Source organism: Leuconostoc carnosum (assembly GCF_014207505.1).
GTDB lineage: Bacteria > Bacillota > Bacilli > Lactobacillales > Lactobacillaceae > Leuconostoc > Leuconostoc carnosum.
The window spans coordinates 50,358-71,099 of the sequence record NZ_JACHGL010000005.1; the positions used below are offsets into that span (position 1 = coordinate 50,358).

Consider the following 20,742-nt stretch of genomic DNA (forward strand, 5'->3'; position numbering starts at 1 on the left):
TGGGATTTAATACTAATCCTGGTGATGGAAAAAAGTTTAATGGTTATTTGATGCCACAGCAAGGCTCAATTGGATGGGATACATCTAATCTGTTAGCAACTGCCACTGTAAGGCTTCAGGATGGGAAAGTGATTACTGTTACTCACAAAGTTACCCCAGTAAATAATTAAATTGAGCGACTGCTATTATTTAATTCTAGCTTTTATGTAAGCATAATTTAAATATAATATTTAAGTAGGCCTCTTCGTAATTTTGACGAAGAAGCCTACTTTTATTTTGTGCTGAATTTATATAAATTTTGCTCGTACAATTGAATATTTTGAAGAGATTTAATCGCATTATCTAGCTCATTGTTGATCTGATGATACTGTTGTTGCATTTGTTTGTCGTTTGAATACCATGACAGACTTTCTTGATTAAAAATCTCAAGTGAACTCTCAGTCAGGTGATAGGACAATCTACCAAATCACTTTGTTTTCCAAAAACGCCACCAACTTTTAGGTATGATTCTGCTCAGAAGTCAATAAATTAGACTATTTTTATTCAGTTACTTAGGCAACATTTGAGATACGATTTCGATTATAAAAATTGATATACCAACCAATGGCTGCTTGGACTTCAGTTAATGTTTGGTATGCCTTCAAATACACCTCTTCACGCTTCAATATTGAATGAAACGCTTCCATACGGCCATTATCGTACGGATGTCCTTTGAGTGAATAAGAATGTTTCAAGCCATAATTTTGGCATTTAATATTAAACTCAGCACTCGTGTATTGTGACCCCATATCTGAATGAATAATTAATGGCTTTCGATGCTTATCTAACGCCATCTGTAAGGCACTTGTGGCTAGCTCGGCTGTCATTGTATCGCCAATTTTATAGTCCAATACTTTTCTCTTCTCAGGATCCGAAACGGTCGCTAAATAGACCCATCTGTGATCAGTCAACTGAATATAAGTGATATCTGTTTGCCAAACACCGCTCAAATCATGCAAGTGTCTAATCAGATTGGGTTTTTGCTCAACCGTCACAACAGTTTTGGGTTTGCGATAACGTTTTTGCATGCGGGATTTAATCCCTAATTCACGCATCAATTTGAGTGTCATATACTCAGATACTTTCGGACCGTCGGTTTGTTGACTATAAGCAGCAATACGGCGATAACCATAAAATTTAAAGGTTTTCCAAACGTCTAAAATATAAGGTTTCAGGGATTCTCTACGCTTTTCTTGTCGACTGGGCTGCCAATGGCGCCAGTTGTAATAGGTACTAGGTTTGATTTTAAGTGCACTTAAAATACGCACAAGCGCGTAGCCTTGTGCTAAAAATTGGTTAACTAGCGGCAATCCCACATTACGGACTATTTTTTGGCTAGTAAGATGGCCGCTCAATGCCTGTCAGGCTATGCGTGATAAAATTTCGTTTTCTTCCTCCAAAATAGCGAGGCGCTTCTCTAGTTGCTTGACGTCTTTTAAAGTCTTTGACTGACCCTTGATCATGATTGGGGTAGCTTGTTTAACCCAAATAGCAATAGAATCTTTCGACGGACCAAATTCTTCTGCTAATGATTTAAGTGAACGGCCTTCTTGGTGAAGTTTAACCAATGAATCTTTGAAATCTTGTGAATAACGAATTGACATAAAAAATACTCCTATACTTTCATTTTACGGACTGAATAAAAATAGTCCATTTTTTTAGTATAAGAGCATCAGCTATTGATGCGGCATTGAAGAAGCAACAAGCTGCTAATGATGCTTACGATAAGGAAGAGGCACAATACAAGGTGGACAAAGCCAAGTACGATAAAGACAAAGCCCAATATGACAAAGACAAGGCCCAGTATGATAAGGATGAGGCTGCCTTTGAAAACAGGACTGATGTCAATACTGAAATTCAAGCGCTGACCCAAAATCATGATAATCATGATCAATATGATACTTTTATGACAGCAGACGTTAACCAAAAAACTGGTGAGTTCACACTGACTCATGACATGAATGATGGCGTATCAATCATTGGTCATGGTGTTTTGAAAGGTAAATTTAATTGGAAAGTCACTTCAAAGGGCGATGGATCTGAAGTCATCATTGCAGACTCTATTACTTTAACGTCATACAAGTATACAAATGAACATCCTAACACAGCTGCTAATAAAAATATCAATTTCCACGTCTATGATAATTCTGGCAAGGAATTATTTGTTGTCAATCATGATGGCGAGAGCACCTTTACCAAAGACATCAATAAAACGGTATCACTGGGTACGAGCTTTACTTTGAAACCTAACGAATCAACCGATAAGCAACAAATTTTGAAGGTTGATGATAACTGGGTTTATAATACGCATGGTCAAATCTATACGAAATTTACCAATACAAATAAACAACCAACCGCACCAACACCACCCAAAGCTCCAACTGAACCTGCTAAGCCAACACCAATCAAGGGAACCTATGGCTTGACTCAATTTATTGTGACCCCAGAACCTAAAAAAGATGTTGATGCAGGTCAAAATGCTGGAGATAAGGATGGTTCTGATAACAGGAAGTCTGTGATAAAGGGTGATGAGTTAACTTATTCATTGAAGACAACAGATTTGCCAGCTGATCGCACTGACGATATGAAGACTATCAAGTACGTTGACACATTGCCAAAATAAGTGGACTACAAGTCAGCGAAAGTCTATTCCAAAGATGGCAAGACTGATTTAACCAAGTATTTCAAAATTAGTTATGATAAAAAGACACGCATGTTTACAGCGGAAGCGAATGCAGATTATTTGAAACTGATTAACGCAAATAAGACAAAAGCTTTCGAATTACCAATTGTAGATGTCTATGCGATTGCCAATACTTCAAATGCTAAGTTCGACAACACATACGATATTTGGGAAAACGATTCAAAGACGGAATCAAATACCGTTGAGAACACCACACCTGAAATTAAGTCTAAAAAAGATGTTGAATCAGGCGAGGCAAAAGGTGACTCTGACAAGTCAATTGATGGTGATGAAATCAAGAAGGGGCAAGAAATTACTTATACGCTAACAGTTAACGACTTACCAGCCAACCGTGCCAGCGATTTAAGGACATTTAAATACGTTGATACATTGCCAAAGGAAGTGGATTATAAGTCAGCGAAGGTCTATTCAAAAGACGGTAAGACTGATCTAACTAAGTATTTCAAGATTAGTTATGATGAAGAGACTCGAGTCTTGACAGCTGAGGCTAACGCAGACTTTTTGAAGTTAGCGAATGCAGATAAAACAAAAGCCTTTGCCTTACCAGTGGTTGATGTTTATGTAACAGCTAACAAAGATAATGCCACGATTAAGAATACGTATGACATCTGGGAAAACGGTTCAAAGACGGAATCAAATACTGTCGAGAACAAAACGCCAGGTGTTACACCAACACCCACGCCAAATACGAGCTATGTTGAAGCGCCAAAGGGTGGGTTATATGGGGCGATTGCGACGATTGCACTAGCAGGCGCAGCCTTTGGATTTCGCAAGCCAATCAAGAAATGGTTCCACAAATAACAATATTTGACAGTGCCCCAGGGCATTGTTTTTTTGTTTTGTCCTTATCAATCGATAACACAATGAACAATATACCTTGTTTTGTTATTCACAAAGTGGTATATTTAAGAGGATCAGAAGAGGTCTTGACATGCGATTTCAGTAGTCTGCTTTCATCAAAAATTACAATTAACTTGCAAGAAATTATCATATCTCACTTCATATATTTACTGTTGTTGCATGGCTTTTCAAAACATTTTTCTAAAGTTAAACAGTGAGTCAATCAAACCTGATTTACTGCGCAAATAAAGCCGTCCATTGATGGCTTTTTTGTGTTCGATTATAAACAAGCGCACTTGTCAATTGAGACAGACATAGTTACTTGACGACTATTAATTAAATTGATTAGCACAATATTATGAGAGGATCTTACCAATCGTTTTAGTTAAAATCCAGTCTAATATCAATGTCAATAACAGTCTAACGGCTAACATACACGTCAGTATATTACAAACATATTCACGTGTATGTTAGTCACTATATACGTAAATATAGATGTGTATATAAGCGTGTATATGTTAGCCCATATAATGATGTTATATACACTAACATAAATACATTACCTACGTCTTAAAACCTTGTTATAACACTATTTGCTCAGTTGTTCACTTTTGTTTTTCTTAACATTTTAACTATTGACCGAATGTCAATTTTATAGTCTTATTGAGAGAAGGAATAATTGCCACATGACTAAGAAAAACCCAAATTCCAAATATGGTCGCCTTAATTTTACAGAGCGCGTTACCATCAAAAATATGATTGACGCGGGTAAAACCAATGCGGAAATTGCTCGAAAGCTAAACCGACCTCGAGCAACCATTACACACGAATTGCAGCGTAATGCTCGTGTCATGACTTGGCGTGGCAAAAAGAAAATATTGCGCCATACCTACGAACCTGTGCAAGCCACTAGACGTGCTGAGTATTATCAATCAAAGTCGCATCGTTCACAGCCTAAAATCACACCTAGAAAACGCGAAAAGATAGATTACTATCTCAAAAAGAAACATTGGTCCCCAGAACGAATTGCACATGGTGTGCCACGAATTGGTGTATGCACACGAACAATCTATAACTGGATTCTTAATCGCAACCTGAGTGCAACATTAAATGATTTACCGCTTAAAGGCAAAAGACGCAGGCATCTAAGAGCCAAACCAGTTAATCCAGAACATAAACGGATGATGATTGAAACGCGTTCAATTCACAACCGTCCAGAAGTCATCAATAATCGTTCAACATTTGGTCATTGGGAAATTGATGGGGTGATGAGTCCTCAAGATTCCCAATCTTTCGTGATCACATTTGTGGAACGAAAAACACGTTTTATGGTTGGTGTCAAAGTTAAAAGTAAGAGTTCAGATGATGTCAAAACAGCCATTGATACCTTTATGTCAAGGTTTGAGAATGTTTGTGACAGTATAACATGTGATCGTGGCACAGAATTCACCAGTGGTTTATTTATTTACAGCATTGAAGATACGTATGGCAAAAAGTTATATTACGCTGATCCACAATCACCAGGTCAACGAGGTACAAACGAACGCATGAATCGTGAATTAAGGCGTGTATTTCCTGCTGGTTATGACTTTACTAAGATTACTCAACGTAAGCTTCAAAACGCCATTCAGGACATCAATGAGCGTCCTAGAAATGTGCTCAGGTTTAAAACCCCTGAAAAAGTCTTTACTAAGCGAATCATGGCAGCTTAATCATCAATAGATGCTAAAAATCGCTAATTGTTAAGACAGTTCAAAGTCAATAGCTTTGGGCTGCATTTTTGCGTATAATAATAGCCAGATAAACACGAATTTAGGGTTTGATTGGCTTAAAAAAGTCAAAATGACAATGCAAAAACTAAATATGCGACCAACATCAAACATCAAAAATAAATTATGGTAGCTGAAATTTAGAAACGCAAAACCGCAAATAGCACAAAAACAGTCTTTGTAATCAGATTGTAAACAAATCCGCTATCACAATAGCGACAACGGATTAGCGAAAATCAAATCAATTTTTTTTGATTATTTGTTACTTTAGGGGTTGACCGGAGTCTGTAGAATAGTAAGCATAAGGTTTGATATAGGAGTTGAAATACTTCTGTAACATACCTTGTGCTTTTAATTTTGTAAAAAGGTTTAGTTTATTAAGAAAATCTAAAGAATACAAAAAAGCACAAAAAAAAGGCCAGTCAATGACTAGTCAATTTGTACATTGAAAACAAAATATACTCTTGATTGATAAAATAATGCCTTCGACAACGTTATTAATGAGAATCAAAAATTAAAGTTATTTCCAATAATCTAATTTTATATGATTATAAGCCATCAATCAAGCGCAGGTACAGAGAGAACAGTTTGGTACTGTGTTGAAAAAAATCATAAGACCGATGAGATGAGCACTTATAGTGGCATATAAGTTGCGCCTAAGGCTTATGTTGCATAGCAATCATCAAGTGTGAAAAACTTTACAATATTCAGAGAGAAGCGTTTGACGATGGTTACCAAGGCAAGCTATATACTTTATTTCCATGAGCTGTATTTAACAATTGAAATTTTTCTAAATTAAAATTTTATTATATTTCTTCTTTAGATCATGCACTATTTCATTAAGATCTTTTGTAGATGTGGGGTCATTTTTTTGCAAGTAATCAGCATACAGCTTAATCATATTTGAAGTATCAACACCAAAAGAATTATGTATTTGGTCATTCTCATTGACTATTTCAAGTAAATATTTCCAGTTATCATCATTTAAATCATTAGTAATTAAAATAATATTTTTCAAATAAAGATCTTTTGCTTGTGCATACGATTCAGAGCCCGAAAAAATTGAAATGATAAGTTCATGTAAGATAGGCAATTCATCTTTTAGTTTGAAGCATTCAATTAAATCTAACATATCGGCTGGATCAATAGCTCCATCTATAGAAAGTTTATTTAGATCCGTCCTCATAGAACCTTCGATTTTGATAATTCTTTGAATTTCATCTACTCTGTCTTTATAATTTTCACTATTGATCACAAATGGATATAGCAAATACTTTCCAAGATTTTTTTGGAAATTGTTTTCTATAATACTTTTCTGAGTTTCCGATAGTGCTTGATATAAACGATTGTGTTTTCCTATAAATTTTTCAAAATAATTAACTCTCTCATCTATGTCTGTAAGCTCAACTTTATGTATTAATACTGTGTCACTTATCAATAAATCAGTGTATCTGGTAGGATTGGTCCTTAGTATTGCACATAATGCTCTAAAATTAATATCACGATATTTCTCAAAATTATCTGTTTTACTAATAAATACGAACTTAAACATTGATTTGACTAATTCATCTTTTTGATCATCATACATTTTGTTGAGAAAAGAATCTTTGATGTATATATCCATTTTCTCTTCATTTTCAATTAATAAACTCTGTTTTTCTGCCAAAAAATCTAGGAATTTACTGGTTATGTTGCCAATTAAAGACGGAGAAACAGTAAATAATTGATTAAACAATATATGAAAAAAGTGTGCAACAACGTACCTATCAGGTGTTTCTAAGTTTGCACCAAAGTCATTTAATGATGGATGTGAGCTGAAGTTTCGCCATTTTTTTAATTCAGTTATAGTTTGATATAATGTTTCCGAACTGAGTATAGGTGTCTTGTGTAAAGATTCGATTAGTTTTCCCTCCCAAGGAATCCATTTATCATTTTTAATATTATACTCAATGTTTTCATTAGTAGCATCTATTATTCTTTTCGCCTTCTCGTCATCATAAAGGCTAGATAATACGGTAATTTTCTCGATTAAGTCAACTATCATAACAGAATATAAAGAATTAACGGCAGATCTATAATTATGGTCATTGTAACAATTAATTGCTTCTTTAACGTATTCCTTTGTTTTTGCTGACACAATACGTTCTTGTTCAAATTGAAAGTCCATATAACTATCTCCATTTCCGATTGCTTCAAATAAATTATCCATCTTTTAATATATTTTGTAAATAAAACTATTAACGTTTATTTTGATTTTTCAATATAATTAGTATTCTTTACCAGAGTAATTGGGAAGTCTATTTATCACTAATCAAAACAATCAAGAAAAAGACTGTATAATTTGAGACGTCTGTAAGACACATATTTTAACATACCCGAAGTTAATATTAAAACACTGCTTTTTAACAAAATTTTCTTAAAACAATATATTTTTAATTTGTTCAATATACAATCTATATTATTTAAATATAATCAATCTTACAGTGGTAAAATAATCATTGTAATCAATAGAATGATAATAATTAACTTTTAGGGAGAAATGGTACATGGCACTGATGTCTGAATGGCATAGATGGGATCTTCATATTCACACGCCAGAAACGCTGGTTAATGATAATTTCACCGATGAAAATGGTCATAAGGGGAATAAAGATTTAGTTTGGGAAAACTATATTACTAAACTAAATGATTACGGCGCGGAAGTTTTAGGAATTACTGACTATTTTTCAGCTCAAAATTTTTTTAAGCTGAAGCGGGATCGTCGTAAATGGGGATTGAACTCGGACATTGTTATTTTTCCAAATATTGAAATGAGAGCCAATGATTTGGTTTCAAAAAAACGACAAGATAATGGCAAAGCTACTAGCTACGTTAATATACATTTTATTTTTAGGCCGGATGTTTCAGAAAAGAAAATAACTAAGTTTTTAAGAGAGGTCAGATTTACAAAAGATGGTGGTGAAACTATAAATGTTTTTGAAAACATAGATGAGATTAAAGTTGGATCTAACTTTGTTTTTTTACCAACCACTTCCCAAATTTTAAAAGGTTTAAAATCGGCATTTGGTGAGAAATTTACGGATGAAGTTATGATTATGATTCCAAACAGTGGAGATGGAATAACTTTGTCAGAAGGAAATGGTTCTCAAAATGGAAAGGAGTTTCTAAAAAAAGTAAATCTAATTCAAGCTCGAACAGAAAATGCAAGAGGTGATCAGGAATATTTATTACAAACAGATAATAAATATACGGAGGCATTTCCCGCTGTATCAGGATGTGATGCTCATGATTATAGTAAGATGGAAAATTTTCCTTCATCTTCATATACATGGATTAAATGCGATAAAACTTTTGAGGGACTAAAACAGATAACTTATGAACCAAGGACAAGAATAGCTATACAAGAAACTAAACCACAGGCTTTGCTACCATCAAAAATTATCAAAGAGGTCAATTTGAATGGGAATTTTTTTACAAATAAACATTTGGAGTTTTCTGAAGGGTTAAATACAATTATTGGCGGTCGCTCAAGCGGGAAATCCGTATTACTTTCTATCATGACAAAACTGTCCAGTGGTAAAAATATTTTTAAAAGAGACAATGATGATTATAACAAATTAATTGAAGATTTAAGTTCAGATTCAATATTGAAGTTTGCAGGTGGCAAAACAGCTGATGGCAACGATCAAATCGAATTTATTTATCAAGATGGCCTGCAAGAAATTGCAAGAGACAAAAAGAAACGAAATGTTTTTATTGAAGATACTTTAAATGGAATTGTTAGTGAGGAAATAGAGTTAGCCCAAAAAGGCATGTCCAGCTTTCTTCAAAAAAAACAAAATCTTTTTCGTCAAAATATCGATAAATTGACTACCCTCGAATCCAATATAGCGTCTCTAAGTGAAAGAATATCAGGTTTTCAAAACTCAGTTGCAATCAAAAAGAATTTACAGTCGTTAAAAAGACGATTGTCTTCATTAGAAAGTTCGAATGAACTAGTTCCCCATGATGTTATTAATCCAATATTGCATGAAATTCAAGAAATTCATGCAACTATCAGTAAATTGAAATCAGATAAAAAAGAATTGAATGAGTTCAAAAACATGACTTTACTACAAGTTAATCCTGTTTTAAAACAATTTCATTCTGAAATTTCAACGAATATAATTACAGAGTTAATAACTCGAAGTAATATAATTGAAGCAGAAATTCAAAATCTTATCGATACTGACATTAAACAAATACATGTAGATCTTACAAACATGCAAACAAAGGAATCCGAACTACAAAATTTGGATATATATTTAAAATATCAACTCTCAGAAAAAATTTCTCCGGAGATTCAAGAGATTCGTGAAGCAATTCAAAAACAAGAACTAGATTTATCTAATTATCGAAAGACACGTCAATTATTGGACAAGGCGATCTTTGAACAACGGCAGGTTTATAGGCAGTTACAAATAGATAGTTTTTTCAAAAGTATTTTACAGGAATTTACTATTTATGAAAATGATTCTCTTGACATTAAGTATCGCACAATTGTAAATTTCGATAAATTTATTCAATTATGTCAAAATACTTTCAAAACAACGACAAATAATTTTCGTCAGAATATTTTTGACTTTTCAATGGGAATAAAAAATGAAGAGGATATAATTAAAATAATTCATAATATTGCCAAAATGGCAAGTGTGAACCAATTACCTTTTCGAAATGGACAAAATATCTATACTTGGTGTGAGACCTTTTCACACATGAGTTTTCTAGAATCAAATTATCATATATACTATAAGAGAACTAATACAATAAATAATTCAATCAAATTAGAGAAATTTACTGCCATGTCAGAAGGTAAACAGGCTTTTATTCTTTTATTGATGAAGCTCAGTCTAGCTCCAAAGGATACGCCTTTCTTTATTGACCAACCTGAAGATGAACTAGATAATAAGGCTATTTATGAAGACTTGGTAACCCATCTGCGTAGACAAAAGCTAAGTAGACAGATTTTTGTGGTAACTCACAATGCTAATATTGTTGTCGGAGGAGATAGTGAGTGTGTGACCATAGCGGAAGAAAACATAGATTTAAGTTCCCCATTGGGGCACACCTTTAGTTACAAACAAGGACCAATTGAGGACTTGAGCATTCAGAATGCAATTTGTGAAACTCTCGAAGGAGGGCAAAGAGCATTTAAAATTAGAGAAAGTAGATATACATTTCAATAAATTGCCACTACACTACTAATTACTTTTTAAAACAAGCCAATTTCATAAGAAGCTTGTTTTTTTGTGGAGTGAAGAAAAGTAATTTTAGCTAATAAATTTCTAGTATGAAATAGTCAAATTTAAATACAACCCAATAACATTGAAAAACAGCTGACCAGCTGTTTTTTTATTATAAAAAATTATAACAAGGAGAAAAATTATGGTTAACAAATTTAATAAATTATCACTACAAGGCAAGAGCCTAGGAAAATTAACCTATGTAGGTCGTAACAAAGTTGGGACGAACGGTGATATTTCTGTCGCTGTACTCAATATCAATGACACTCTAAATACTGAAAACATTACACCACAAGCTGGATTTGATTTTACTAAACCTTTTGGTACTGAATTGAAGTTAATCAATGCTTCAATAATTGGTGGTGAAGCTCGTAGTAATCGGAGAGGTGGCGCAAGAGTTGCCACTAAGTCCGGAACATTATTGCCAATGTCTGATTCAAAGACCGATGACATACCCGAAGTAGAATATGATGCTGTATTTGTGTCCGGGAAAGACAAAACACCAGTCGGACGAGTTCGTTCCGCTGATGCCTTTGATAGTAACGATTTGATTTTATTTAGTGTTTCACCAAACTATCAAACTGATAATAGAAATAATCCAGTTCGTGATGATAATGGGGAACCAATTATTTCAAATTACCAATTTAATTTCATGCAACAAAGTAAGTCGGGAGAAATTAACGATGATGATACGTTCATTCGTATCTTAATTGATCCAACCGAAAGCGAGAAATTACAAGTTAATTTGAAGCCTGGGGCAAAGTTAGTACCGCAAGGATTAAAGTTTGCTTTTGTTGGTAATAATGCCACTGATTGGACAGTGTATGCTGATACATTGATACTATTAGATAACACCAATTTCAATAATCATCAGCGTAAGTCGTCATCTAAATCAGAAAATGATTCAAAAGATAAATAGTCCAAGAAAAATTTAGACAAAAATGTATTTTCAAGAGCGTATAATAATTTTAAAGATACAATCAAAATAATACTTCATGTATTATTCTCAGGGGGAAGTATGGAATTATCACAAATTCATTCATTGATAGATGATAATAATAAATTAGATTCTTTCATTAAAAACCAATGTGATTTAAGTATTAACGTCTCTTTTTCGGAACTTTTAGACTTGTTTATTGTAAAGTCGCTGTTAGAACAAAAAAACTATTGGAACACTGACAAATCACTGAGTGTAGATGCGTATATTAGCAATTTAAAAAAAAAGATTTCAAAAACACTAAATACTACTTTTTACTTAACAAACAGTTTAATAACTAATTTTTTGCAACTAAACAAAGACGAGGCTACAAAAAAAACTTTATATTTTAACAAGTTACTTACAGAAAATAAATTATGGACTCGTTTAGATAATAACGAATTTCAACTATTTTTGAATAGTGAATACGCTGAACTATCTTGTATATTAAGTGATAAAAAAGTTGCTGATAAGTTTGAAAACATTATAGTCAATTTTTTTATTGAACCTAATGATAAATTAACTTTACTGTCAAATTTTTTGTTTTTAAGGTCTGCTGTTTTTAACGATTTTGATTCCTTAATATACTTTCCAAAAACTTTTGAAAAAAAATACTGTTTTCAAATCACGGTCAATAAGTTCATAGATTCAATATTACCGCTTAAACCCGATGAAACTTTGTTATTAGCCGATTTAACTTTAGTTAACGATAAAAATTTTTATCTAGACGAAGTTACAAAGACTAAAATTGAATACACATTAGACAAATTTGTGAATAGTTCTCAATCATTATCTACTAAAAATTGGGGTGTAATAGTCCAGTTTGGTCAACATGATCATTATTCACAAAAAGATAATAATATAGTCAACATAACTATTAACAAAAATGCACTTGATTTAACCCATACTGATATGCTTTTGGTTTATTTGCTTTCTATGTATTTTAATGATGTTTACTATCGAAATAACACTGTTGGAGTTATAAGAAGTACTAATGTATTTTCCGAGTTATTTGTTAATAATTTCAATAAGTATAGTTCATTATTCAATAATCAAGAATATTTTGAAACATATAATTTAGCTTTGATTGATAAGCTTTCAATTTATCTCAAAAAAAGGAACACTTCATTTGAAAAATTGATATTTAATTTTTTTGATAAATACATTCCAAATACCTTTAATATTCAAGATTTTAGAGTTGCTTTGGTTGAGGACACACTGCCTTCAGAGACTAAAAACAAGTTATTTGTAATTGAAATCGAATCAATACTAAGACAATTTATCTTGCTCCAAAAAGAAAATAAAATTGATGTTCATAATTTAAAATACATGCATCAACCAAGATATGACAATATTCATTCATTTATAAAAAATAAATATTTAGAAATTAATCAGAATGTCTTATTTAAATATTTTCAAAATGACAATAAAATTATGAAAATATTTAATTCTTTTAATTACGTTGAAGAAAAATTTTTATCAAAAACAACATTAAACAGCATATTGAAAGCAACTCCGCATGTTACCAGATACTCAAATTTATTTTCTACAAGTGAATCTAATTATTTAAGTTATTGTCTTGATAATTCTCTATTTAGTGACGCACTTGCCTTAAGAAACATATATTTACATGGTGCGTCTAAACATTTTTCAGATGAAGATCACCGCATAAATTATCTTCGAATTTTAAATTGTATGTTAATTATTATTGCTAATATTAATGATGAATTGATTTATAAAGTAGATACTCTAGAAAAGATTGAGACTGATAATTAAGCAAAGCACGCTAATGTAATTACAGTATCTTGTAAGAACGCATCAAGGTGTTTAATTAAATAATTGTAAAAGTAAAAATTTATTTAGGAAAGGAGCATAGATGCCCAAAATTCCAAAACTAAAAATCAACTTTGAGTACGAAAAAAAGAAAAAAGAAAAACCCATCAAAATTCCTAAGGCGCATACGTTGAACTTAGGTCGGGTTCGTTCAATTGTCCTATCAATCTTAATAGGGCTTTTTATTTACTTTAGTTATGTGCTGGTTTTAGCCAATGCGACTGCGCATAAGAATAAAACCTTACAACAAACAGTCGCCACTTTGAATCATCGCATTAATCAAGAAAACGCTGGGACAACGAGTTACAATCCACTAGTGGATCAGTACATGACCCAGTTTTTAAAAATCTACTATTCGCCAGCAAGTGATGATTCAAATGGTCGAACGAAACAACTTAGCCAATATTTGGCAAGCAATTTAACTTTGCCGAGTACCGATAAAAATACTGATTTAAAACTGGTTTCATCAACATTGAATGGTATTTTTACAATCGACACAGTCAAAACAGCGCAATACAGTTTAACGGTTGAAGCGAATAATAAGCAAAATCATGTGACAGTGGATATTCCTTACCAACAGGCTAATGAAAAATTAACCGTAATTGGCTTTCCGTATGTCGCCAACTCCATTAATAGTATCAGTCATGTGGGACAAGCTCGATTAACCAATACCGGGAAAACACTGAATAGTGAACAAACCACCACAAAAGTTGCCAAGTTTACCAAACAATTTGCTCAAAAATATGTCTCTTCATCAACGAAAGATATGGCTTTTTTGATGGCAGATCCTGTTGGCTTAGATGGCGCTGTTGATTTTGTTTCACTTGATGATAGTTCCATAAAAGTATCTGGTACTAGCAAAAATCCGATAGTAACGGCAACTATGACCGTCAAAGTTCATGATTCAGATATTGCTCAAGTACAAACAATTCGCCTGTATTTAAAACAACAAGACTCAACTTATTTTGTCACTAAATTTATCCAAGCATAGAGAGGAGAAACAAATGGATATTTACAATGCTTTAAAACCTGTGTTACTAGGACTAGTTGTTATCATAGCAGGTGGTCGCGCTATTCAGCACTATGGTAAAAATGAAAACAAAGATATGTGGGTCACCATTTTAATTGGTGGGTTAATTTATTTCTTTGTCAATGGGCCAGCCAACACTTTAAATGCCTTTTCAGGATTAATGAATTCCGTCTTGAACTTTATTCAAGGATTAGGAGGGTAAAAATGTATAATTATCGTCGGGTGTATACGAACTCCGCCAAGTTTCGCACGATTTATGGCGATTTAAAATTGCCAGTCTTTATTGATTCAAGAGTGGCGGGACTATTAACGATTACCACAGTAATTGATGTGTCAATTATATTTATTTTTCAATTGTATCAAATTCAAAATGGCCGACTAACTTTTGGCTTTGCTTTACTAGTCATCTCACTATTTACCGTTTATAAACTCGATAAAGTTTTGAAAATAGATGATTTACCTTTTGAAACTACGCTTAAATATGCAATCTTACATTACTGGCGTTATTGGTTTCAGAAGAAACAACTTTATCAAGATCAACATTTAAACAGTAATCAGAAAAAATATCAAATATTGTAACTAAAGAGCATGTGTAAGCATGCTTTTTATTATGTCATCGTCAATTCTTAGAGTAGGACAGGTTGGGGCAGTTCCAACCAAATGACACCATAACATGAGTTTATAAAATTACACTCGAAAGGAGTATTACGATGAAAAAATTTCATTTTAAACAGCGTGCGGTAAATACACCAAAGCTACCATATTTCAGGTTAATCATTGCGGTTATCATACTAATAATCGTCATTACCTCATTACTATTTGTATTTCACAATAAACAATCATCAGAATCACATTCAGAAACTAGTCAATCTTCATCACAAGTCCATGATCAACCTACGGAGGGAAAAGACTATACGATTCAATACAGTAATTCATCGTTAATCAAACAATCGACATTGAACACAGCTTTAAAAAAAGCTGGTTTGCTTGATTTTAGCTACTTATTAAACACTAGTGACGATGGTGGAAACGATGCTAAGATTTTAGTTTACTACAATCAAGCCAACCAACAATTAATTTTTAAGTTCTATCAAAATGGTTATCAATCAGACAAGGATTATCAAATTGGTGGCTATGATCTCCAAAAGCAAATGGGTATTCACGGCTTACAACCATCAGCTTTTAATGGGCTACCACTAGTTTATACTTGGGAGAATTTACGAACAAAATAATTAAAAGGAGGAAAACATGAAAAGAATATTAATTATCTTGGCGGTGTTATTGGGCGCGGCTTTTTTTGTACCACAAAATGTGGTGTTCGCTGATGGCACGATTGGTTCAGCTAATGCGAATAGTAGTGTGATTGGCAAGAGTAACAAAAGTAGTTTGAACACAGATACTACCAAACAAACCAATAGTCTCAGTAATGATGGCTCACCAGCAAATCAAAGTGAAAGTACTATCAGAGACAAGCTAGGCGAAACCAGTGGGTCACCTGATATGAATTGGGTGACGAGCAACATTTTATCCAATTACAAATTGTATCACGAAGATGGTTCGATTACTGACTTTGCTTTGGGCGCTTCACATATTGTCACTGATTTATTTACCGCCATTAATTTAAATATTGTTTATCCTTTGTTTGACCAATCCTTATCCACGATGTTTGATCTCACTAACATTACCAATGGGGTAAACAATATCTTAACGGACGTGGGTCAATACACGAAAAGTTCCTGGCAGAGTCAAGCTTTTAAAGGCTTACTTTACTTAGCCTTTGGTGTTGGTCTCGTTTGGGTGTTTGCCAAAACCTTTAATCATGGTGGTGGGTTAAAATCTATATTAACCGTCTTAGTGATTGCTATTATTGGTACCGCTTGGGTTGGTTCAGGCAGTAAAGTTTTACAAATCATTAATACGTTAACTTCGCAAGCCCAAACACAAGTGTTTACCGCTACGAGTAATATCAACCAGACGAGCTTTTCTGATACCGGTGATAGTTTTCAAAATGCTTTACGTTATGTCTACTTTCAAAAAGCCGTAGCACGGCCTTTTGCTTTAGGTAATTTTGGTCAAGCTGATGTTGCTAGTGCCTATCAAAATAAAGAGAAACAAGGGAATCCCTATCGTTTAATTGGGGGCAATGTTGATGACAAAGTAATTGCGAGTTTTGCTAGTAAAAATCATTACATCTCCAAAGACGGTGGTCTTGAATGGTATCAATCAGCGATTGCTTTTATGTCACCGGTCATGTCCGTTGCTTATGGGGTGCCATTACTAATGATTGGATTAGCCAATTTATTAGTACAACTAGGAGCTGTCTTGTTGTATTATCTAGCACCATTTACGATTTTGATTTCATTATTACCAAAATTTGCCAATAGTGCTTTGAAAACAGCCATGGGAGCACTTGGCTTACTTTTTGCAAAAGTTGGTTTATTATTTGGCATCATGTTTGTTTCTTGGGTAGGTAATGTGACTGATGTGGTTGTACCGGTTAAGGGAAGTGCCAGTGCAATGTTAAACTCAATTATCTACATTACCTTAATGATCTTACTATGGAAAAACAAAAGTTGGCTCGTCCAAACAATCACTGGTTCAAGTGTCGCGGATAATGTCATGAATAAAATCAGTATGACCAAAGCGGGTCGTAAAGCCTTAAATGCCACTGGTGAAATGAAGAATCGAGCGAATCAACTATATAGTGGGGCTAGAAGTGGTTTAAATCAAGGCAAACAATGGCGTGATAACTATCAAACGAAACATAATTCAGAATTTGATGACAACGCCTTACGTGATGAATTGCGATCCGAACAACAAGCGCAACGGAAACAAAATCGCAAAGAATACTTGGCCAAAGACATGCAAAAACATGCTCGGAAGATTCGCAAACAGCGAGCTGAACGTTTAAATAAAATGAAACAGCAAAAACATCAAACAAATGTTGCAAAAGATAATACTGACAATCCGCCTCGTTATCAACGTTCTAAAAAGCTCAAAACGGACTGGGTTTCCACACAAGAATATGTAAATCAAGTGGTTAATCAAGAAAAGCCTCGAACACGATATGTTGTCAAAAATACAGCCAACGCCATTACTCACAAACCATACTTACGTGCCAAAAGATTGAAAAAGCGATCACCCAACGATTTCAATCAGAGATTACAACAAAATATTGACCAACACCAACAAAGAAAAGAACGACTGGAGCAGGATTTGAAATGAAGAAACTGCTCAAAGGTTATTTAATAGCGATTCTTGGTCTGGTGTTTTTAATTGTTTTAATCTTAGGTATGTTTGCGGGGAACAGTAACCAATGTCAATCAACAAACACTAGTGTCACGGTGACGACTAGTACCGATAAGGAGGCAGTAGCGCAATCGATTCACGATAATTTGAAAAAAGTCTCTGGTGTCACTGAAGCTGGCATTGCTGGCTATTTGGGTAATATGGAAGTTGAAAGTGGCTTCAACCAGAAAAGTATTGAATCCAATGCTACCTATGATGAAAGCAAAGCCATGAACGCTAGTTTAAGTGGTTACGCTTTTGGTTTGAATCAGTGGGATAGTGCCAGACGGGTGGCTTTATTAACTTATGCCAAAAGCCAAAATAAGCAGTGGTCGGATGCTAGTTTACAACTAGATTTTGCTTTAAATCATGACGGTACTAATTCTGATTTGTTAAAACAAGGGTTGAAAATGACTGATGTCAATCAAGCCACAGAGTTTTTAAGAGCCGAATGGGAACGAGGTGGTCAAGGCACAACCACTAAACGGCAAAGTTTTGCCCGTAATTGGTATGCGAAATTCTCAAATGGCACCTCAAATACAGCCATTGATACCGCAACTAATGGCACCGAAACCACACAAAATACGGATAACACGACCAATAATGCTAGTGGTTGTACAACTAATGTGCCACAAGGTATGGGCACAAGTGGGGCGCCGGTAAAAGAAATACCCAGTGCTTATAAAAGTAAAATTAAAGACACTAATTTTACAGCCACTTCGTCCACGAATACTTATGCTTTTGGACAGTGTACTTGGTATGTTTATAATCGCATGCAAGAGTTAGGAACACCAGTAGAATATGGTTTAGGCAATGGGGCTGATTGGTCTAAGAATGCCAAAGCAAAAGGGTATAAAACGGATAGTCAGCCACATGTGGGTTGGGCGGTTAGTTTCTCACAGGGTGCAGACGGAGCAGATGCCGTCTATGGTCACGTAGCTGTTGTTGAAGCAATCAGTGATGATAAAAAGCATTTCTTAGTCAGTGAATGCAATGTCGTTAGTAGTGGGTCTGGTACAGTGAGTTTCCGTGAGTTAACAGCTGGAACAGGTGTCACCTTTATTCAAGGCAAATAAGAGAAAGGGGTAAGCATGAAAAATAGTCGTTTAATCATCTTTGCTAGTCTGGTGTTAGTTGGTATTTTGATCACACAATTGAATCAGATACCGAATCTCGATAAACAATTAGATCAAGCTAAAGCAACGTTAAAACAAGCAAAAACTAATCAAAAGCAATCGCAAACCATTGTTTCTAGCCCACAAGCACAACAAGATAATGTATCCGGCAGTACAAAAAAGGTTACTTCGTTTGTGAAAACCTTTAGTAATCAACCGACTTCAAGTTATTCCGATACTTTGAAAGGCATGGCATCACAAAAAGTAATTAATGAACTAACCCAGACCTTTGCGTCTAGTGTGACTTTTAGCGATAAGGCACATTATGAAGTACCAATGGTCGCTATTAGAAATGCTTGGGGTTCTGATTTGGAATATTTGTTTGTCGCAAAAAGTGATGCACAAAGTGTGGCTTACACTATCACTTATGATACTGATGAAAAACAAATCACAGATATGTCACGACTAACTTTAAAAGGAGCATTCGATAATGAAAAATAAAATCTTACTTAGCATTATAGGTTTACTTTTAATTTGTCTTGGTATCATGATGTCTATAACTAACGGTAAACGTGCGCAAATCAAACAGGTTAGAAACCAAGTGTCGCAAGTGAATAAGCAACAAAAGCATGTGACTACTCAAATGAATCATATACAAACCACGTATAATGCTAACGACGAGCAAGCAAAAAATGATTTACTAGCATTTGCAAAAACCTATTATACTTTTAGTAATCAATCAGATTATGACAAACGTTTTAGTAAAGTGTCCAGCATTTTAGCATTATCTAAAGACCAGGAAAACAATTTATTTGATAATGGGCTTGATGCCACTGGTGGCTCACGTATTGATAATTTGGGTCTAACTAGTCATTATCAAACAGCCACTAGTTATACTAGTGATTTAGACAATCAAACAATTGAAGCCCTAGCAACTGTTATTATTCAAACTAGTGGGACAGGTCAAAAGGCAATCAACCAAACTGTTCTATTGCATGGCTTGTTTGATATTCAAACACAGAAGTTAATTTCAATCAAAATAAATATAGTACAATATTAAATAATATTAGGAGGATTTATCATGCTAATGGGTCTAAATCACGATCAATTTTTATTAATGAAAAAAGGTACGAAAAAAATTGAAATTCGGTTGAACGATGAGAAACGTTCAGATCTTAAGGTAGGTGAGGCTATAACTTTTAGAGATACTGCAACTAACGAGAAGTTGACAGTTACGGTTGAAAAAATAAATAAGTTTAAGACGTTTAGAGAATTGTATAGTAATTTTGATGCTATTGTAGTCGGTAGCCCAAAAAATGATAGCTTAGACAAAATGGTTTCAGATACTTATACTATTTATTCGCCAGAACAGGAAAAGAAATATGGCGTATTAGCACTAAAGGTCAATATAATTGATAAAGAGGAAAAATGAAAAAAAGAATAAAAAAACTTGATAAAAACAAACCATCATGGTCACTAACAAAAATAATCATAATCAAAGTATTACCGGTCATTGCATTTCTAGTGGCTGGTTTTTTGTTGGTTCCGTACGGATCGATGTATTTCCAAAACAATAAAGTGGCTAATGTTAACACAAAAGCAGAAGCAATACTCTTCTACAATGCCAATTGTCCACATTGCCAAAAGGTCTATCCCAAAATATTTTGGCATAATGTTTTGCACTTTAACAATGAATCGAAACAGATCCAAACGATTAATATTCAAAATGCTAATAACAAGCACTACTTTGCTGACTTTGCCATTCAATCGACACCAACATTCATGAAAACAACCAATACCAATCAAAGGTTAGTTTCTACCAGTAGCCAACAAATCAATCAATTTATTCAGACAGGAGGTCATTAA

General features: G+C 33.9%; 19 protein-coding genes. 16 read left to right on the forward strand and 3 right to left on the reverse strand.

Annotated features, from left to right (window positions below; all coding sequences use genetic code 11):
* Positions 1 to 551: 551 nt before the first annotated feature.
* Together HNQ98_RS06355 and HNQ98_RS06360 are read right to left on the reverse strand one after the other, a co-directional pair.
* Entirely contained in the window at positions 552 to 1,355 is an 804-nt protein-coding gene (locus HNQ98_RS06355; RefSeq protein ID WP_221429590.1) for an IS3 family transposase, read from the reverse strand.
* Between the two features lie 45 nt (positions 1,356 to 1,400).
* Complete coding sequence (locus HNQ98_RS06360) at positions 1,401 to 1,643, reverse strand: transposase (RefSeq protein WP_004912700.1); 243 nt, start codon at positions 1,641 to 1,643, stop codon at positions 1,401 to 1,403.
* An 86-nt stretch (positions 1,644 to 1,729) separates the two neighbouring features.
* On the opposite strand from HNQ98_RS06360, the gene HNQ98_RS09300 reads away from it, so the two are divergent.
* The 3 genes from HNQ98_RS09300 (at position 1,730) to HNQ98_RS06370 (ending at position 5,295) form a co-directional block, all read left to right on the forward strand.
* Positions 1,730 to 2,662 (forward strand): hypothetical protein, encoded by a 933-nt coding sequence (locus HNQ98_RS09300; protein WP_259655127.1) that lies wholly within the window; start codon positions 1,730 to 1,732, stop codon positions 2,660 to 2,662.
* Entirely contained in the window at positions 2,663 to 3,544 is an 882-nt protein-coding gene (locus tag HNQ98_RS09305; protein ID WP_259655126.1) for an LPXTG cell wall anchor domain-containing protein, read from the forward strand. It abuts the gene before it with no gap.
* A 725-nt stretch (positions 3,545 to 4,269) separates the two neighbouring features.
* The gene (locus tag HNQ98_RS06370) at positions 4,270 to 5,295 is read left to right on the forward strand and encodes an IS30 family transposase (RefSeq protein WP_184285000.1); all 1,026 of its coding nucleotides are present in this window, start codon (positions 4,270 to 4,272) and stop codon (positions 5,293 to 5,295) included.
* 847 nt (positions 5,296 to 6,142) lie between these two features.
* On the opposite strand, the gene HNQ98_RS06375 is transcribed toward HNQ98_RS06370, so the two are convergent.
* Complete coding sequence (locus HNQ98_RS06375; protein ID WP_220730290.1) at positions 6,143 to 7,519, reverse strand: hypothetical protein; 1,377 nt, start codon at positions 7,517 to 7,519, stop codon at positions 6,143 to 6,145.
* A gap of 379 nt (positions 7,520 to 7,898) precedes the next feature.
* Between HNQ98_RS06375 and HNQ98_RS06380 the strand changes: the two genes are divergently transcribed.
* The 13 genes from HNQ98_RS06380 (at position 7,899) to HNQ98_RS06440 (ending at position 20,742) form a co-directional block, all read left to right on the forward strand.
* Positions 7,899 to 10,577: a TrlF family AAA-like ATPase gene (locus HNQ98_RS06380; protein ID WP_220730289.1), complete on the forward strand. Its 2,679-nt coding sequence runs from the start codon at positions 7,899 to 7,901 to the stop codon at positions 10,575 to 10,577.
* A 199-nt stretch (positions 10,578 to 10,776) separates the two neighbouring features.
* Positions 10,777 to 11,553 carry a hypothetical protein gene (locus HNQ98_RS06385; RefSeq protein WP_184285003.1) on the forward strand — a complete coding sequence of 259 codons (777 nt, stop codon included), beginning with the start codon at positions 10,777 to 10,779 and terminating at the stop codon, positions 11,551 to 11,553.
* Positions 11,554 to 11,652: 99 nt separating this feature from the next.
* Positions 11,653 to 13,386, forward strand: a complete 1,734-nt coding sequence (locus HNQ98_RS06390; RefSeq protein WP_184285004.1) for a hypothetical protein — start codon at positions 11,653 to 11,655, stop codon at positions 13,384 to 13,386.
* Between the two features lie 100 nt (positions 13,387 to 13,486).
* Positions 13,487 to 14,434 (forward strand): conjugal transfer protein, encoded by a 948-nt coding sequence (locus tag HNQ98_RS06395; RefSeq protein WP_184285005.1) that lies wholly within the window; start codon positions 13,487 to 13,489, stop codon positions 14,432 to 14,434.
* Positions 14,435 to 14,447: 13 nt separating this feature from the next.
* Positions 14,448 to 14,675, forward strand: a complete 228-nt coding sequence (locus tag HNQ98_RS06400) for a TcpD family membrane protein (protein ID WP_010007026.1) — start codon at positions 14,448 to 14,450, stop codon at positions 14,673 to 14,675.
* Between the two features lie 2 nt (positions 14,676 to 14,677).
* Complete coding sequence (locus HNQ98_RS06405; protein WP_184285006.1) at positions 14,678 to 15,052, forward strand: MFS transporter permease; 375 nt, start codon at positions 14,678 to 14,680, stop codon at positions 15,050 to 15,052.
* Positions 15,053 to 15,183: 131 nt separating this feature from the next.
* The gene (locus HNQ98_RS06410) at positions 15,184 to 15,705 is read left to right on the forward strand and encodes a hypothetical protein (RefSeq protein WP_184285007.1); all 522 of its coding nucleotides are present in this window, start codon (positions 15,184 to 15,186) and stop codon (positions 15,703 to 15,705) included.
* Positions 15,706 to 15,721: 16 nt separating this feature from the next.
* Positions 15,722 to 17,698, forward strand: coding sequence for a CD3337/EF1877 family mobilome membrane protein (locus HNQ98_RS06415; RefSeq protein WP_184285008.1), 1,977 nt, complete (start codon positions 15,722 to 15,724; stop codon positions 17,696 to 17,698).
* Positions 17,695 to 18,837 (forward strand): phage tail tip lysozyme, encoded by a 1,143-nt coding sequence (locus HNQ98_RS06420; RefSeq protein ID WP_184285009.1) that lies wholly within the window; start codon positions 17,695 to 17,697, stop codon positions 18,835 to 18,837. Before HNQ98_RS06415 ends, HNQ98_RS06420 begins: the two co-directional genes overlap by 4 nt.
* 15 nt (positions 18,838 to 18,852) lie before the next feature.
* Positions 18,853 to 19,377, forward strand: coding sequence for a hypothetical protein (locus tag HNQ98_RS06425; protein WP_184285010.1), 525 nt, complete (start codon positions 18,853 to 18,855; stop codon positions 19,375 to 19,377).
* Positions 19,367 to 19,936: a hypothetical protein gene (locus HNQ98_RS06430; protein WP_184285011.1), complete on the forward strand. Its 570-nt coding sequence runs from the start codon at positions 19,367 to 19,369 to the stop codon at positions 19,934 to 19,936. Before HNQ98_RS06425 ends, HNQ98_RS06430 begins: the two co-directional genes overlap by 11 nt.
* Before the next feature lie 21 nt (positions 19,937 to 19,957).
* On the forward strand, positions 19,958 to 20,308 hold the full coding sequence (locus HNQ98_RS06435) for an ASCH domain-containing protein (RefSeq protein WP_184285012.1): 351 nt from the start codon (positions 19,958 to 19,960) through the stop codon (positions 20,306 to 20,308).
* A complete protein-coding gene (locus HNQ98_RS06440) occupies positions 20,305 to 20,742 on the forward strand; it encodes a thioredoxin domain-containing protein (RefSeq protein ID WP_184285013.1) in 438 nt (145 codons plus the stop codon). The genes HNQ98_RS06435 and HNQ98_RS06440 overlap by 4 nt, the downstream gene beginning before the upstream one ends.